The 13,990-nt window shown below is 62.8% G+C and carries 16 protein-coding genes; 3 read left to right on the forward strand and 13 right to left on the reverse strand.

Going from position 1 to position 13,990, the window contains the following annotated elements; all coding sequences use genetic code 11:
• Positions 1-108: 108 nt before the first annotated feature.
• From K4A76_RS08435 to ccoN (K4A76_RS08480), 10 genes are all read right to left on the reverse strand, one after another.
• Complete coding sequence (locus K4A76_RS08435) at positions 109-633, reverse strand: FixH family protein (RefSeq protein WP_009683903.1); 525 nt, start codon at positions 631-633, stop codon at positions 109-111.
• Between the two features lie 15 nt (positions 634-648).
• A complete protein-coding gene (ccoG, locus tag K4A76_RS08440) occupies positions 649-2,064 on the reverse strand; it encodes a cytochrome c oxidase accessory protein CcoG (RefSeq protein ID WP_274411928.1) in 1,416 nt (471 codons plus the stop codon).
• Between the two features lie 283 nt (positions 2,065-2,347).
• Positions 2,348-3,325 (reverse strand): cytochrome-c oxidase, cbb3-type subunit III, encoded by a 978-nt coding sequence (gene ccoP, locus K4A76_RS08445; protein ID WP_029885690.1) that lies wholly within the window; start codon positions 3,323-3,325, stop codon positions 2,348-2,350.
• On the reverse strand, positions 3,322-3,513 hold the full coding sequence (locus K4A76_RS08450) for a CcoQ/FixQ family Cbb3-type cytochrome c oxidase assembly chaperone (RefSeq protein ID WP_009683899.1): 192 nt from the start codon (positions 3,511-3,513) through the stop codon (positions 3,322-3,324). The genes ccoP (K4A76_RS08445) and K4A76_RS08450 overlap by 4 nt, the downstream gene beginning before the upstream one ends.
• 5 nt (positions 3,514-3,518) lie before the next feature.
• The gene (gene ccoO / locus K4A76_RS08455) at positions 3,519-4,127 is read right to left on the reverse strand and encodes a cytochrome-c oxidase, cbb3-type subunit II (protein ID WP_274411929.1); all 609 of its coding nucleotides are present in this window, start codon (positions 4,125-4,127) and stop codon (positions 3,519-3,521) included.
• Positions 4,127-5,569 carry a cytochrome-c oxidase, cbb3-type subunit I gene (gene ccoN, locus K4A76_RS08460; RefSeq protein ID WP_182390415.1) on the reverse strand — a complete coding sequence of 481 codons (1,443 nt, stop codon included), beginning with the start codon at positions 5,567-5,569 and terminating at the stop codon, positions 4,127-4,129. Before ccoN (K4A76_RS08460) ends, ccoO (K4A76_RS08455) begins: the two co-directional genes overlap by 1 nt.
• A 451-nt stretch (positions 5,570-6,020) precedes the next feature.
• Positions 6,021-6,962, reverse strand: coding sequence for a cytochrome-c oxidase, cbb3-type subunit III (gene ccoP, locus K4A76_RS08465; RefSeq protein ID WP_274411930.1), 942 nt, complete (start codon positions 6,960-6,962; stop codon positions 6,021-6,023).
• Complete coding sequence (locus tag K4A76_RS08470; RefSeq protein WP_009683895.1) at positions 6,959-7,153, reverse strand: cbb3-type cytochrome oxidase subunit 3; 195 nt, start codon at positions 7,151-7,153, stop codon at positions 6,959-6,961. Before K4A76_RS08470 ends, ccoP (K4A76_RS08465) begins: the two co-directional genes overlap by 4 nt.
• Before the next feature lie 5 nt (positions 7,154-7,158).
• On the reverse strand, positions 7,159-7,767 hold the full coding sequence (gene ccoO, locus K4A76_RS08475; protein WP_009683894.1) for a cytochrome-c oxidase, cbb3-type subunit II: 609 nt from the start codon (positions 7,765-7,767) through the stop codon (positions 7,159-7,161).
• 13 nt (positions 7,768-7,780) lie between these two features.
• Positions 7,781-9,205, reverse strand: coding sequence for a cytochrome-c oxidase, cbb3-type subunit I (gene ccoN, locus K4A76_RS08480; RefSeq protein ID WP_029885688.1), 1,425 nt, complete (start codon positions 9,203-9,205; stop codon positions 7,781-7,783).
• Between the two features lie 50 nt (positions 9,206-9,255).
• Between ccoN (K4A76_RS08480) and K4A76_RS08485 the strand changes: the two genes are divergently transcribed.
• Entirely contained in the window at positions 9,256-9,957 is a 702-nt protein-coding gene (locus K4A76_RS08485) for an alpha/beta family hydrolase (RefSeq protein ID WP_054890392.1), read from the forward strand.
• A 134-nt stretch (positions 9,958-10,091) separates the two neighbouring features.
• On the opposite strand, the gene ppnP is transcribed toward K4A76_RS08485, so the two are convergent.
• Both ppnP and K4A76_RS08495 read right to left on the reverse strand, forming a co-directional pair.
• Positions 10,092-10,376: a pyrimidine/purine nucleoside phosphorylase gene (gene ppnP / locus K4A76_RS08490; RefSeq protein ID WP_009684816.1), complete on the reverse strand. Its 285-nt coding sequence runs from the start codon at positions 10,374-10,376 to the stop codon at positions 10,092-10,094.
• Between the two features lie 73 nt (positions 10,377-10,449).
• Positions 10,450-11,001 (reverse strand): exonuclease domain-containing protein, encoded by a 552-nt coding sequence (locus K4A76_RS08495; protein WP_054882195.1) that lies wholly within the window; start codon positions 10,999-11,001, stop codon positions 10,450-10,452.
• A 185-nt stretch (positions 11,002-11,186) separates the two neighbouring features.
• Between K4A76_RS08495 and K4A76_RS08500 the strand changes: the two genes are divergently transcribed.
• Both K4A76_RS08500 and K4A76_RS08505 read left to right on the forward strand, forming a co-directional pair.
• Positions 11,187-11,996, forward strand: coding sequence for a substrate-binding periplasmic protein (locus K4A76_RS08500; protein ID WP_274411931.1), 810 nt, complete (start codon positions 11,187-11,189; stop codon positions 11,994-11,996).
• A gap of 62 nt (positions 11,997-12,058) precedes the next feature.
• On the forward strand, positions 12,059-13,072 hold the full coding sequence (locus K4A76_RS08505; protein WP_274411932.1) for a GNAT family N-acetyltransferase: 1,014 nt from the start codon (positions 12,059-12,061) through the stop codon (positions 13,070-13,072).
• Positions 13,073-13,182: 110 nt separating this feature from the next.
• Here the strand turns inward: K4A76_RS08505 and K4A76_RS08510 are convergent, their stop codons facing one another.
• Positions 13,183-13,713, reverse strand: coding sequence for an RNA polymerase factor sigma-70 (locus tag K4A76_RS08510; RefSeq protein WP_009684812.1), 531 nt, complete (start codon positions 13,711-13,713; stop codon positions 13,183-13,185).
• Positions 13,714-13,990: the final 277 nt, after the last annotated feature.

Here is a 13,990-nt window from a genome sequence, read left to right on the forward strand (position 1 = left end):
GGAGCGCCCTTGTGTCGCGAAAGGGGCGCGAAGCGGCCCCACGATCTTAGCTTCGCAGCATAGGTTGCAGGGGCTGCTGCGCAGCCCTTTCGCGACACAAGGCCGCTCCTACAGGTGCTCGGCGCCTTGGATGGCTTCATCACCCAGCTGCAAGGTCACGCCATGCTCGACCTTCTCCTCCTCGAACAGCCGCCACACCTGGCCACCTTCACTGCCCAGCAGCTCAACGAAACGCCGCCCATCAACCTTGTCTTGCAGTTGCCCCACGTAACGCCCGGCCTCGACCTGGCTCAGCAGCACCTTGCGGTCCTTTTCCGGCTGGGTGGGCGATATCAGGTTCAGTTCCAGGTTCTGCGGGTTGCTGTTGCCGGCCAGGCGCAGGTCCACTTCGCCGGTCAGTTCATCCAGGTGCACACTGGCCTGGAGGCGCAGCTTCTGTGCCAACAGTTCGCGGTCCAGTGAGCGGTTGATGCCCTTGCCCGCCTCGTAGTAATTGTCGTTCACCAAGTTGTCCGGGTTGTTCACGGCGATGCTGACCATGCTCAGGCTCAGGCACACCGAGGTGGTGAGGATCGCAATGATGATCCAGGGCCAGAGGTGCTTGTACCAAGGGTCGGCGGCGGTGGCAGGCATTGTGGGTTATCTCTCTTAGCGGATCTGTGGGCCGATGAAGCGGCTCTTGGCTTCAACCTGTGCGCTGCTGTCGTCGGCGCTGTTGAGGATGAAGGTGATTTCGTTGGTGGTCGATGGCAGTTTTTCCGGCGCCACCGACAGCAGCACCGGCAGGCTGACGATATCCCCGGCGGCCACGCGGATCTCGCGTTGGCCTTCGAGCGTGAGATCTGGCAGGCCAGTGGCGTCCAGCACATACACATGGTCACGCTGGTCCTTGTTCATGACCTTCAGGCTGTACACGTTCTCGATCCGGCCCTGGGCATTTTCGCGGTACAGCACACGGTCCTTGCTGACGTCGAAACCGACCAGCGAGCGGGTGGCGAAGGCCGTGGCCAGGCCGATGATCATCACCAGCAACACCAGCGCGTAGCCGATCAGGCGTGGCCGCAGCAGGTGGGTTTTCTGCCCGGAGAGGTTGTGCTCGGTGGTGTAGCTGATCAGCCCTTTGGGGTAGTTCATCTTGTCCATGATGCCGTCGCAGGCATCGATGCAGGCGGCGCAGCCGATGCATTCGATCTGCAGGCCGTCGCGGATGTCGATGCCGGTCGGGCAGACCTGCACGCACAAGGTGCAGTCAATGCAGTCGCCCAGGCCTTGGGCCTTGTAATCCGCGCCTTTCTTGCGCGGGCCCCGGGTTTCGCCGCGGCGCGGGTCATAGGAGACGATCAGTGTGTCCTTGTCGAACATCACGCTCTGGAAGCGGGCGTAGGGGCACATGTACACACACACCTGCTCGCGCAGCCAACCGGCGTTGCCGTAGGTGGCGAGGGTGAAGAAGCCAACCCAGAAATAGGCCCAGCCATCGGCCTGGCCGGTGAAGAACTCGATCACCAGTTCACGGATCGGCGAGAAGTAGCCGACGAAAGTCATGCCGGTGACGAAGCCGATCAGCAGCCACAGGCTGTGCTTGCTGAACTTGCGCAGGAACTTGTTGGCGCTCATGGGCGCCTTGTCCAGTTTGATGCGCTGGTTGCGGTCGCCCTCGGTGACCTTTTCGCACCACATGAAGATCCACGTCCATACACTTTGCGGGCAGGTGTAGCCACACCAGACCCGGCCTGCGAACACAGTGATGAAGAACAGGCCGAAGGCGGCGACGATGAGGATGCCTGACAGCAGGATGAAGTCCTGCGGCCAGATGGTGGCACCGAAGATATAGAACTTGCGCTCGGGCAGGTTCCACCACACCGCCTGGTGGCCACCCCAGTTCAGCCATACCGTGCCGAAGTACAGCAGGAACAGCGCGGCACCGCCAACCATGCGCAAACGCCGGAACAGGCCGGTGAAGGCGCGGGTATAGATTTTTTCGCGGGACGCGTAGAGGTCGACGGAGTCCTTCCCTTTCGTGGCAGGCGGGGTTACATCATGTACCGGAATTTGCTTGCTCATCATCAAGTCCCACGGCAGTGGAAAAATGCCGCGGCCAGTGCGTGCCGGCCGCAGTCTCGCGCAATCTGCTAGCGCTCTGCGGTTCATGATACGCCGCTGTGGGCGGCCCGGGGTCGCACTGCGACCTTTAGTCGCGTTGGGTTCGCGGTGTGAATCGTGTTATGGCGGGTGTCAATTGATCCAGGTCATCAGCCTGCGAGAAATGCGGTGCCGGTACCGGCCTCTTCGCGGGTAAACCCGCTCCTACAAGGGTCTGGTTTACCCGCGAAGAGGCCAGGCCTGCCTACTCGGCCTTGGCCGGTTCAGCCTGGTGCGACAGGCTGTACACATAAGCCGCCAGCAAGTGCACCTTGTCGTTGCCCTGCAGCTGTTCCTGGGCCGGCATCTGCCCTTGGCGGCCATAGCGGATGGTCTGCTGCAACTGGGCAAAGCTGGAGCCGTAGATGAACGCCTGCGGGTGGGTCAGGTTCGGTGCCCCCATGGCCGGCGTGCCTTTGCCTTCCGGCCCGTGGCAGGCCACGCAGTTGGCGGCGAAGATCTTCTGCCCATTCTGCACATCGGCCTTGACCCCTTGCGGCAGGGTACGGCCATCGAGCTTGCTGACCACGAATGCCGCGACGTCGGCCACACCTTGGTCACCGATCACTTCGGCCCATGCCGGCATCACACCGTGGCGGCCGCCCATGATGGTGGCCTTGATGGTTTCCGGCTCGCCGCCCCAGCGCCAGTCATTGTCGGTCAGGTTGGGGAAACCGAAGGCGCCCTTGGCGTCGGAGCCATGGCATACCGAGCAATTGGAGGCGAACAGGCGTGCGCCCATTTTCAGCGCCTGCGGGTCTTTGGCCACTTCCTCGATAGGCATGGCGGCGAACTTGGCGTAGATCGGGCCGAAGCGTGCCTGGGCCTTGGCCATTTCCTTTTCCCACTCGTGCACGCCGGTCCAGCCCTGCTGGCCGTTGGAAAACTCGGTCTGTTTGTCGTTGTCCAGGTAGGCATAACCCGGCAGCATGCCTTTCCAGTTGCCCAGCCCTGGGTACAGCACCAGGTAGCCGAGGGCGAAGACGATGGTGCCGACGAACAGCCAGAACCACCATTTCGGCAGTGGGTTGTCGTACTCCTCGATGCCATCGAAGGCGTGCCCGACGGTCTCGTCGGTCACCTCTTCGCGCTGGCCCTTGCGGGTCGACAGCAGCAGCCAGGTCAACGAGAAGATGGTGCCCAGGGTCAGGACGGTAACGTACAGACTCCAGAAGGTTGTCATTGTTGTTTGCTCCCAGAAGCTTTTGCTTGCTCGACGTGCCGTTTGGCCTCGGGGTCATCGGCGAAGGGCAGTTGGGTGGCTTCGTCGAAGTCCTTCTTGCGCCGTGGGTTGAACACCCACAGCGCCAGGCCCACGAACGCCACCATCACCACGACGGTACCCAGGCCGCGAATCATCCCGATATCCATCAGCGTCACCGTTTGCTCTTGATGATGGTGCCAAGACCCTGCAGGTACGCCACGAGGGCGTCCATTTCGGTCTTGCCCTTGACCGCGTCACGGGCGCCGGCAATGTCGGCGTCGGTGTACGGTGTGCCGAGTGTGCGCAGCACCTCCATCTTCTTCGCGGTCTCCTTGCCGTCGAGCGTGTTCTCGACCAGCCAGGGGTAGGCCGGCATCTTCGATTCCGGCACCACGTTGCGCGGGTTGTACAGGTGCGCGCGGTGCCAGTCATCGGAGTAGCGGCCACCGACCCGTGCCAGATCCGGCCCGGTGCGTTTGGAGCCCCACAGGAACGGGTGGTCCCACACGCTCTCGCCGGCGACCGAGTAGTGGCCGTAGCGCTCGGTTTCGGCGCGGAACGGGCGGATCATCTGCGAGTGGCAGCCCACGCAACCTTCGCGGATATAGATGTCGCGGCCTTCCAGCTCCAGGGCGGTACGCGGCTTCATGCCCTCGACCGGCTTGTTGGTCACGTCCTGGAAAAACAGCGGGACGATCTGGGTCAGGCCACCGACGCTTACCGCGATGACCATGAAGAAGGCCAGCAGGCCAATGTTCTTCTCGACGGCTTCATGCTTCATCAGTGCGCTCCCACAACGACGATCTTGGCGGCTTCTTCAGCCTGTGCCGGGTTGGCGGCACGCACGGTACGCAACACGTTGTAGGCCATCAGCAGCATGCCGCTGGCGAAGAACGCACCGCCCAGGGCACGCACGATATAGCCCGGGTGGCTGGCTTGCAGTGCCTCGACGAACGAGTAGGTGAGGGTGCCGTCATCGTTGATGGCACGCCACATCAGGCCCTGGGTGATGCCGTTGACCCACATCGAGGCGATGTACAGCACGGTGCCGATGGTGGCCAGCCAGAAGTGCGCGTTGATCAGGCCAACGCTGTGCATCTGCACGCGGCCATACAGGCGCGGGATCATGTGGTACACGGCGCCGATCGAAATCATGGCGACCCAGCCGAGGGCGCCGGCGTGCACGTGGCCGATGGTCCAGTCGGTGTAGTGCGACAGCGAGTTGACGGTCTTGATGGCCATCATCGGGCCTTCGAAGGTGGACATGCCGTAGAACGCCAGCGACACCACCAGAAAGCGCAGGATCGGGTCGGTACGCAGTTTGTGCCAGGCGCCCGACAGGGTCATCATGCCGTTGATCATGCCGCCCCAGCTTGGCGCCAGAAGGATGATCGACATCACCATACCCAGCGACTGCGCCCAGTCGGGCAGGGCGGTGTAGTGCAGGTGGTGCGGGCCGGCCCAGATGTACAGGGTGATCAGCGCCCAGAAGTGCACGATCGACAGGCGGTACGAGTAGATCGGCCGCTCGGCCTGCTTGGGCACGAAGTAGTACATCATGCCCAGGAAGCCGGTGGTCAGGAAAAAGCCCACGGCGTTGTGCCCGTACCACCACTGGATCATCGCATCGGTGGCACCGGAGTAGGCCGAGTATGACTTGAACAGGCTGACCGGCAGGGAGATGTGGTTGACGATGTGCAGCATCGCGGTGACCACGATGAAGGCACCGTAGAACCAGTTGCCGACATAGATATGCTTGGTCTTGCGCTTGACGATGGTGCCGAAGAACACCACCCCGTAGGTGACCCAGACAATGGCCAGCAGGATCGCCAGTGGCCACTCAAGCTCGGCGTATTCCTTGGTGGTGGTGTAGCCCATCGGCAGGGTGACCAGCGCCCCGACGATCACCGCCTGCCAGCCCCAGAAGGTGAAGGCGGCCAGGCTGTCGGAAATCAGCCGCGTCTGGCAGGTGCGCTGCACCACGTAGTAGCTGGTGCCGAACAGCGCGCAGCCGCCGAAGGCGAAGATCACCAGGTTGGTGTGCAGCGGACGCAGGCGGCCGAAGCTGGTCCAGGGCAGGTCCAGGTTCAGTTGTGGCCACACCAGCTGCGAGGCGATGAAGACGCCGAGGCCCATGCCAAGGATCCCCCAGACCACCGTCATGATGGCGAACTGGCGGACGACCTTATAGTTATAAGCAGTCGGACTGATTGCTGTGCTCATTCTAAGGTTCCACGGTTTTGATGTTCTTGTTGGTTGAAAAATCGGCGCCAGTATTGATAACCATCCGGGTTACCGCAACGCAACTTTGGTACGCCGACCCGTGTCCGGGCCCGTTCACTGATGTCCCGCAGCGCTCGGGTCAGGTGGATTGTACACAAATAAATATTTGTAATGTGTACCGTTTTTCACCTTTTTCTGATCGATCGGTCAAGCTTTTTTTGGGGCGGCCACTGACCAGGCGCGGCGTCTGCGCCGGTGCTTTCGTAGGATGCCCACTGTGGCAACAAGCTTAGTTCTGTTCGGAGGGGGTGCAAGGGAGGGAGTAGGGCGGGGGAGCGCTGGGGCTGCTCTGCAGCCCTTTCGCGACACAAGGCCGCGCCTACAGAAAAAATGCGATCTCCTGTAGGAGCGGCCTTGCGTCGCGATGGGCCGCAAAGCGGCCCCGGGGGTATTACTTGGTGGTCACGGTTTCAGCCGCGCCATCCTGCGACAGGCTGTACACATACGCCGCCAACAGGTGCACTTTGTCATTACCCTGAATCTCGGCCTGCGCCGGCATCTGCCCTTGGCGACCGTAGCGGATGGTCTGTTGCAGCTGGGCAAAGCTCGACCCATAGATGAACGCCTGTGGGTGGGTCAGGTCGGGCGCGCCCATGGCCGGGGTGCCTTTGCCTTCCGGCCCGTGGCAGGCCACGCAGTTGCCGACGAAGATCTCCTTGCCCTTGGCCGGGTCGGCCTTGGCGCCTTCCGGCAGTTTACGGCCGTCCATGCTGGTCAGCACGAACGCGGCGACGTCGGCCACGCCCTGCTCGCCAATCACCTCGGCCCAGGCCGGCATCACACCATGGCGGCCGTTCATGATCGACGCCTTGATGGTCTGCGCATCACCGCCCCAGCGCCAGTCCTTGTCGGTGAGGTTGGGGAAGCCGAACGCGCCCTTGGCGTCCGAGCCATGGCAGACCGAACAGTTGGAGGCGAACAGCCGCCCGCCCATTTTCAACGCCTGCGGGTCCTTGGCCACTTCCTCCACCGGCATGGCGGCGTACTTGGCGAAGATCGGCCCGAAGCGGGCATCGGCCTTGTCCATTTCCTTTTGCCATTCGTTGGCGCCGGTCCAGCCATTTTCATAACCCGGCAGAATGCCTTTCCAGTTGCCCAGGCCCGGGTAAAGGATCAGGTAACCGACCGCGAACACCAGGGTGCCGACGAACAGCCAGAACCACCACTTGGGCAAGGGGTTGTCGTACTCCTCGATGCCGTCGAAGCTGTGGCCCATGGTCTGGTCGGTGGGGTTGTGGCTCTGGCCCTTGCGGGTGGCGAGCAACAGCCAGGTCAGGCCAATCAGGCTCCCGATGGTCAGTACGCTGATATACGTACTCCAGAAGGTGGTCATTGCCCGTTACTCCTTTTTGCAGCAGGTTCCTGCCCGGCAGCGGGCAGGCGGTCGTCGACGAAGGGCAGCAAGCGCGCCTCGGCGAAATCACGGTCGCGACGGCGGTTGAATACCCACAGGGAGAGGCCGATGAAGGCGACCATCACCACCAGGGTGCCGAGGCCGCGAATCATGCCGGTGTCCATTTCCATCGCAATCACCTCTTGTTCTTGATCGCGGTGCCAAGCACCTGCAGGTAGGCCACCAGCGCGTCCATCTCGGTCTTGCCCTTGACCGCGTCGCGGGCACCGGCGATGTCGTCGTCGGTGTAGGGCACGCCGAGGGTACGCAGGGTGCGCATCTTCACGTCGGTGTGGCTGTTGTCCACCTGTTGGGCGACCAGCCAGGGGTACGCCGGCATCTTCGACTCCGGTACCACGTTGCGCGGGTTGTACAGGTGCGCGCGGTGCCAGTCGTCCGAGTAGCGGCCGCCGACCCGGGCCAGGTCCGGGCCGGTCCGCTTGGAGCCCCACAGGAACGGGTGGTCCCACACGCTCTCGCCGGCGACCGAGTAGTGGCCGTAGCGTTCGGTTTCGGCGCGGAATGGGCGAATCATCTGCGAATGGCAGCCCACGCAGCCTTCGCGGATGTAGATGTCGCGGCCTTCGAGCTGCAGCGCGGTGTAAGGCTTCATGCCTTCGACCGGCTTGTTGGTGACGTCCTGGAAGAACAGCGGCACGATCTGGGTCAGGCCGCCGATACTGACGGCCAACACCATCAGCAGGGCCAGCAGGCCAACGTTTTTCTCGATGACTTCATGTTTCATCAGGCAGGTCTCCTCAAGCCAGCTGGGCGTTCGCAGGGGCAGCATCAAGCGCCGGCGAACGCACGGTGCGCCAGGTATTCCAGGCCATCAGGAACATGCCGCTGAGGAAGATCGCACCGCCGACGAAGCGCACGATGAAGCCTGGGTGGCTGGCCACCAGGGTTTCCACGAACGAGTAGGTGAGGGTGCCGTCGCTGTTCACTGCGCGCCACATCAGGCCCTGGGCAATGCCGTTGACCCACATCGAGGCGATGTACAGTACGGTGCCGATGGTGGCCAGCCAGAAATGCGCGTTGATCAGGCCGATGCTGTACATGCGTTCCTTGCCGAACACTTTCGGGATGGTGTGGTACAGCGCGCCGATCGAGATCATCGCGACCCAGCCCAGGGCGCCAGCGTGCACGTGGCCGATGGTCCAGTCGGTGTAGTGGGAAAGGGCGTTGACCGTCTTGATGGCCATCATCGGGCCCTCGAAGGTGGACATGCCGTAGAACGCCAGCGACACCACCAAAAAGCGCAGGATCGGGTCGCTGCGCAGTTTGTGCCAGGCCCCCGACAGGGTCATCATGCCGTTGATCATGCCACCCCAGCTCGGTGCCAGCAGGATCAGCGACATCACCATGCCCAGCGATTGCGCCCAGTCAGGCAGGGCGGTGTAGTGCAGGTGGTGCGGGCCGGCCCAGATGTACAGGGTAATCAGCGCCCAGAAGTGCACGATCGACAGGCGGTAGGAATACACCGGGCGTTCGGCCTGCTTGGGCACGTAGTAGTACATCATCCCCAGGAAGCCCGCGGTCAGGAAGAAGCCCACCGCGTTGTGGCCATACCACCACTGCACCATGGCGTCGGTGGCACCGGCATAGACCGAGTACGACTTGGTCAGGCTGACCGGCAGTTCCAGGTTGTTGACGATGTGCAGCATGGCCACCGTCAGGATGAACGCGCCGAAGAACCAGTTGCCCACGTAGATGTGCTTGGTGTTGCGCTTGATCAGCGTGCCGAAGAACACGATGGCGTAGCAGACCCAGACGATGGTGATCAGGATGTCGATCGGCCATTCCAGCTCGGCGTATTCCTTGGAGCTGGTGTAGCCCAATGGCAGGCTGATGGCCGCCAGCAGGATCACCAGCTGCCAGCCCCAGAAGGTGAACGCGGCCAGGCCGGGTGCGAACAGGGTGGTCTGGCAGGTGCGTTGCACCGAATAATAGGAGGTGGCGAACAGCGCGCAGCCGCCGAAGGCGAAGATCACCGCATTGGTGTGCAGTGGGCGCAGGCGGCCGAAGCTGGTCCAGGGGAGGTCGAAGTTGAGGGCAGGCCAGGCAAGCTGGGCGGCGATGAAAACGCCGAGCCCCATCCCGACGATTCCCCACACCACCGTCATGATGGCGAATTGGCGGACCACCTTGTAGTTATAGGCGGTACTGCTGGTTGTGTTCATGTATGGGTTCCCATCCACGGTTATTTGGCAGGCTTTACAGCGAGGCAAGCATGATTAATGGGCAAAGTGCCGGTATTGACGGGGATCAATGGGCGAAGGTCGGAAATGTCCCAGGCTTGCGCTGCGATCTTGCGCAGGTCGAGGGCGGGGAGGGTTACAAGGGCTGCCTGATCCTGGCCCATGGTGCCGGTGCGCCGATGGACAGCGGGTTCATGGACGAAATGGCGCAAAGGCTTGCGGCACTTGGGGTAGCGGTGCTGCGCTTCGAGTTCCCGTACATGGCCGAGCGCCGGGTTGGCGGTGGCAAGCGGCCGCCGAACCCGCAGAAGGTATTGCTGGAAAGCTGGCGCGAGGTGTACCGGCAGGTGCGACCTTTGGTCGCGGGCAAGCTGGCGGTGGGTGGCAAGTCGATGGGTGGGCGCATGGCCAGCCTGCTGGCCGACGAACTGGGCGCCGATGCGCTGGTGTGCCTGGGCTACCCGTTCTACGCGGTGGGCAAACCCGAGAAGCCGCGCGTGGAGCACCTGGCCGGGTTGAAAACACCGACGTTGATCGTGCAGGGCGAGCGCGATGCGCTGGGCAACCGGGAGGCGGTGGCAGGGTATGCGTTGTCGCCGGCGATCGAGGTAAGCTGGCTAGTGGCGGCGGACCATGACCTGAAGCCGTTGAAGGCTTCGGGGTTCAGCCATGAGCAGCATTTGCAGGCGGCTGCGCAGCGAGTTGCCAGCTTTTTGGCAGGCATACGCTTGTAGGAGCGGCCTTGTGTCGCGAAAGGGCCGCGCAGCGGCCCCGGCAATTCACGCGGCGAAGCAAAAAACTGGGGCTGCTTCGCAGCCCTTTCGCGACACAAGGCCGCTCCTACAACGAGCGTGCCAATAGCGAACAATTAATCGCGGTACTCGCACAGGTAAGCGGTGTCTACCTTCACCTGCAGCTGGAACTTGCTGTCAGCCGGTACATTGAACGTGTCGCCCGCCTTGAAGGTTTCCCAGTTGTCGCTGCCTGGCAGCTTGACGATCAACGCACCCGACACCACGTGCATGATTTCACGCTTGGCAGTGCCGAACTCGTATTCGCCCGGGGCCATCACGCCGACAGTGGCCGGGCCTTCTTCGCCCGTGAAGGCGATCGACTTGACGGTGCCGTTGAAGTACTCGTTGACCTGGAACATGGGCGTCTCCTGAAAAAAGGGAGGAAAAAGGGCTGGCCAGTATGCCCAAGCCCAATGGCCTCGTCATCTGCTTTCAGGGCCCGTCGGCGGGCAGGCTCAAGGGCAGCAGCCGCGCTGTGTTGCGCGCATCTTCCAGGGCCCGGTGCTGCTGCCCGCAAAAGTGCATGCCAGCCAGTTGCAGGGCGCCGTTCAGGCCGGCAGGGCGCTGCAGGTGGCGGGCCTTGGCAAAGCGTTGCTTGAGGTTGATGTGCGCCAGCGTGCGCAGCAGGCTGTCCAGGCCGTGCAGGTGCCATTCCTGGTGCAGTTGCTGGCGGTCGTAGTCGCCCCAACTGACCCAGGCCTGCAACTGTTCACGATGCTGCCCGAGCCAGTGCTCGAAGCTGGCCCATACCTCGCGAAACGGCGCGGCCGCATCGACGTCGGCCTGGCTGATGTGGGTCAGCTCGCGACAGAACGGGGTCAGCTGCGGGCGCCGCCGCGGGCGCACGAAACGCTGGAAGTGGTCGACCTCACGGCCTTCGCGGGTGACCAGGCTCGCGCCGATTTCAATGACTTCCATCTCCGTGACCGGCCACCCACCCTCATCGGTGGTGGCCTCCAGGTCGATCACCAACCAATGGCCCATACCAGGCTCCCTTGCAGATCCTGCTAGAGCGTAGCCAAACTCGGCGCATCCGGCACCTCGTGGCATTTTGCCGCCCGTTTTGTCACCGCCAATGGCGTATCGAGGGGCACGAAAGCCGGAGGCAGCAGTTGTGCCGCCCCGGTAAAACGCCTAGCTTAAGCGAACCCAGGCATGAACCGTGATGAATGTCCGCCTTTACCCTTGCGCCCGGCCTGAAGGCCTTGTCCACCCTCATGTTGCTGGCTGTTTACTGGTTGGCCGTACCGGCATGCGCGGCAGGTGCCATCGAGGTGAAAGTCGGTGCCGCGCATTTCCCGCCGTATACGGTGCGCCCCGAGCAGGGCGCCGACAACGGCTTGTTGCCGCAGTTGGTCGCTGCGCTCAACCGTGCCCAGCAGCGCTACCGCTTCGTATTGGTGCCCACTTCCATCCAGCGGCGTTTCAGTGACTTGCAGCAGGGCCGTACCGATATGGCCATTTTCGAGAACCCGCAGTGGGGCTGGGAGCAGATCCCCCATCAACAGGTGGACATGGGCCTGGAAGATGCCGAAGTGTTCGTGGCCCGCCAGGTGGACGGGCGCGCCCCGCATTACTTCGATGACCTGAAGGGCAAGCGCCTGGCCCTGTTCAACGGCTATCACTATGCGTTCGCCGGTTTCAACGCCGACCCGCGCTACCTGCGCAAGGCCTACAATGCGACGTTGACCTATTCGCACGACAGCAACCTGCTGATGGTGCAGGCGGGCCGCGCCGACATTGCCCTGGTCACGCGCTCCTACCTCAGTGATTTCCTGGCACGTAACCCGTCCAGCCGTGTGCAACTGGTTGCATCGCAGCGCATCGATCAGGTTTACCACCACTACGCGCTGCTGCGGCCCGCCGCGCCCATTGGCGAGCGGTCGTTCGCTGAACTGTTGAGAGGCTTGCGTGATAGCGGTGAACTGGCGCGCATTTTCCAGCCTTACCGCATCGCCGTCAGTGCGCCCGAGGACTAAATTGCCGCCGCGTGGCATCGTTCTCGACAGTGAGCCCTTTGTTCATTTCGCGAGACCCACCCATGCCCTTCGATGCCGCTTCGCAGCCACAGTCACCGCCACGTTGGCGCAGCCTCAGTGCCGAGGAGGGGGCCAACAGGCTGAGCCTGACCCTGGAGGGCCGCCCGCTGGCGCAGGTGCGGCTGCAGGCGGGTCCAACCTTGCAGGTACACCTTGAGCAGCTGTGCCCCGAGCGCCCTTATCAAGCCTTGTGGGCGGCCTGCTATTGGCTGTTGTCCCGTGACAGTGCCTGCCAGCGCCTGGCCTGGCACCTGCCCGAGGTGGTGCCGCAGGCATTGGCCAGCGGCCTGCTGCTGGTGGGCGATGTGCCTGGGCAGTACCTGTGCGAGCGCGCGCTGTTCTGGCAATTGCCGCAGCCCTGGCTGGGTGAGGCGCTGGCTGCCCCCTACCCGCAGCAGATGCAGATCAGCAACGGCAAGCGCCACCCGCGTCGGGCGCCCAAGCCCCGTGGCGAGGTCTATCGGCGCTTCGATGCGCGGCTGGGTAGCTGGGTGTCGCTGCGCACCCTGGACATCGAGCATGACCTGGAGCGCTTCAACCGCTGGCAGAACGACCCGCGCGTGGAGGCGTTCTGGCAGGAAAGCGGCACGCTAGCCCAGCACCGCGAGTACCTGGCCAAGCTGGAGGCCGACCCGCATACCCTGACGTTGATTGGCTGCTTCGACGATCAGCCATTTGCCTATTTCGAGGCTTACTGGGCCAAGGAGGATCGCATTGCGCCGTTCTACCCGGCCGATGACTACGACCGCGGCATCCACATGCTGGTCGGGGAGCAGAGCCATCGTGGCCCGCACAAGGTCGCCAGCTGGCTATCGGCGCTGGTGCATTACCTGTTCCTGGATGACCCGCGTACCCAGCGGGTGGTCGCCGAGCCGCGTGCCGACAATGGCAAGATGATCGGCTACATGCACGACCAGTGCTTCCATTGCGAGAAGGAGTTCGACTTCCCGCACAAGCGCGCGGCGCTGATGATTCTGGGGCGGGAGCGGTTCTTCGATCGTTGCAGGCTCGCCTGATGGCGAGAGCTGCAAGCTACAAGCTACAAGCTACAAGCAAAAGCCGATCGCGTTCTGCTTTGGCTTTTTCTTTTAACTTGCAGCTTGCAGCTTGCAGCTTGCAGCTTCGGTCAGCCCTGCCGGTTGGCGGTCTTGCGGCAATGCACCAGGGCATCGCGGATCATGAAGTTGACCAAGGTCGGCGACACGCCCAGTTCCTTGGCGATGTCCTTCTGCGGTACGCCATGCAGGCGGTACATCTCGAACGCATAGCGGGTGCGCTGGGGCAACTGGTTCAGCGCTTCGGCAATGTCGTCCAGCGCGGCCAGGTTGATGTGGGTGGCTTCGGGCGAGGCGTTCTGGATGACCACATTCAGGCCTTCCTCTTCGCTGCCGGAGTATCTCAGCTCCATCGCCTGCTTGCGGTAATGGTCGATCGCCAGGTTGCGCACGATCTGGAACAGGTAGCTCAGCTGCGCCTTGAACGACGAGGTTATCTGCGGGGCGGCGCTGAGCCGGAAGAAGGCGTCCTGCACCACATCTTCGGCACGCGAGCGGCAGCCGGTAATGCGCGCTGCGATCTTGACCAGGATGCTGCGGTTGTCTACGAAGGCCTGCAGTAATGGTGAATCGCACTTACTTGTGGATAGTTGTTCCGCCATGGAAATCACCTTGTCACAAAGGGGGAGGAGGCACCCGGGCAGGGACGCTTCCTACGACGTGCGACACGCTATTAGTAATGATAATGATTGTCAAATGCGAAATGTAATTGGTATCGGGGATTTTCGATTTTTGAGATGTCGGTCATGACAGGGGTGTCGCTGGCATGCCCGTCAATCCGCCGACCCCGCCAGCTCCGCTAATTTCTCCCGCCGCCCATCCGTTCCCCTGTGTACATCCCCGGCCGCCAACCGCTGCCCGCCCATGTCCGCGGCGCAG

This window comes from Pseudomonas sp. NEEL19 (assembly GCF_028751975.1).
GTDB lineage: Bacteria > Pseudomonadota > Gammaproteobacteria > Pseudomonadales > Pseudomonadaceae > Aquipseudomonas > Aquipseudomonas juntendi.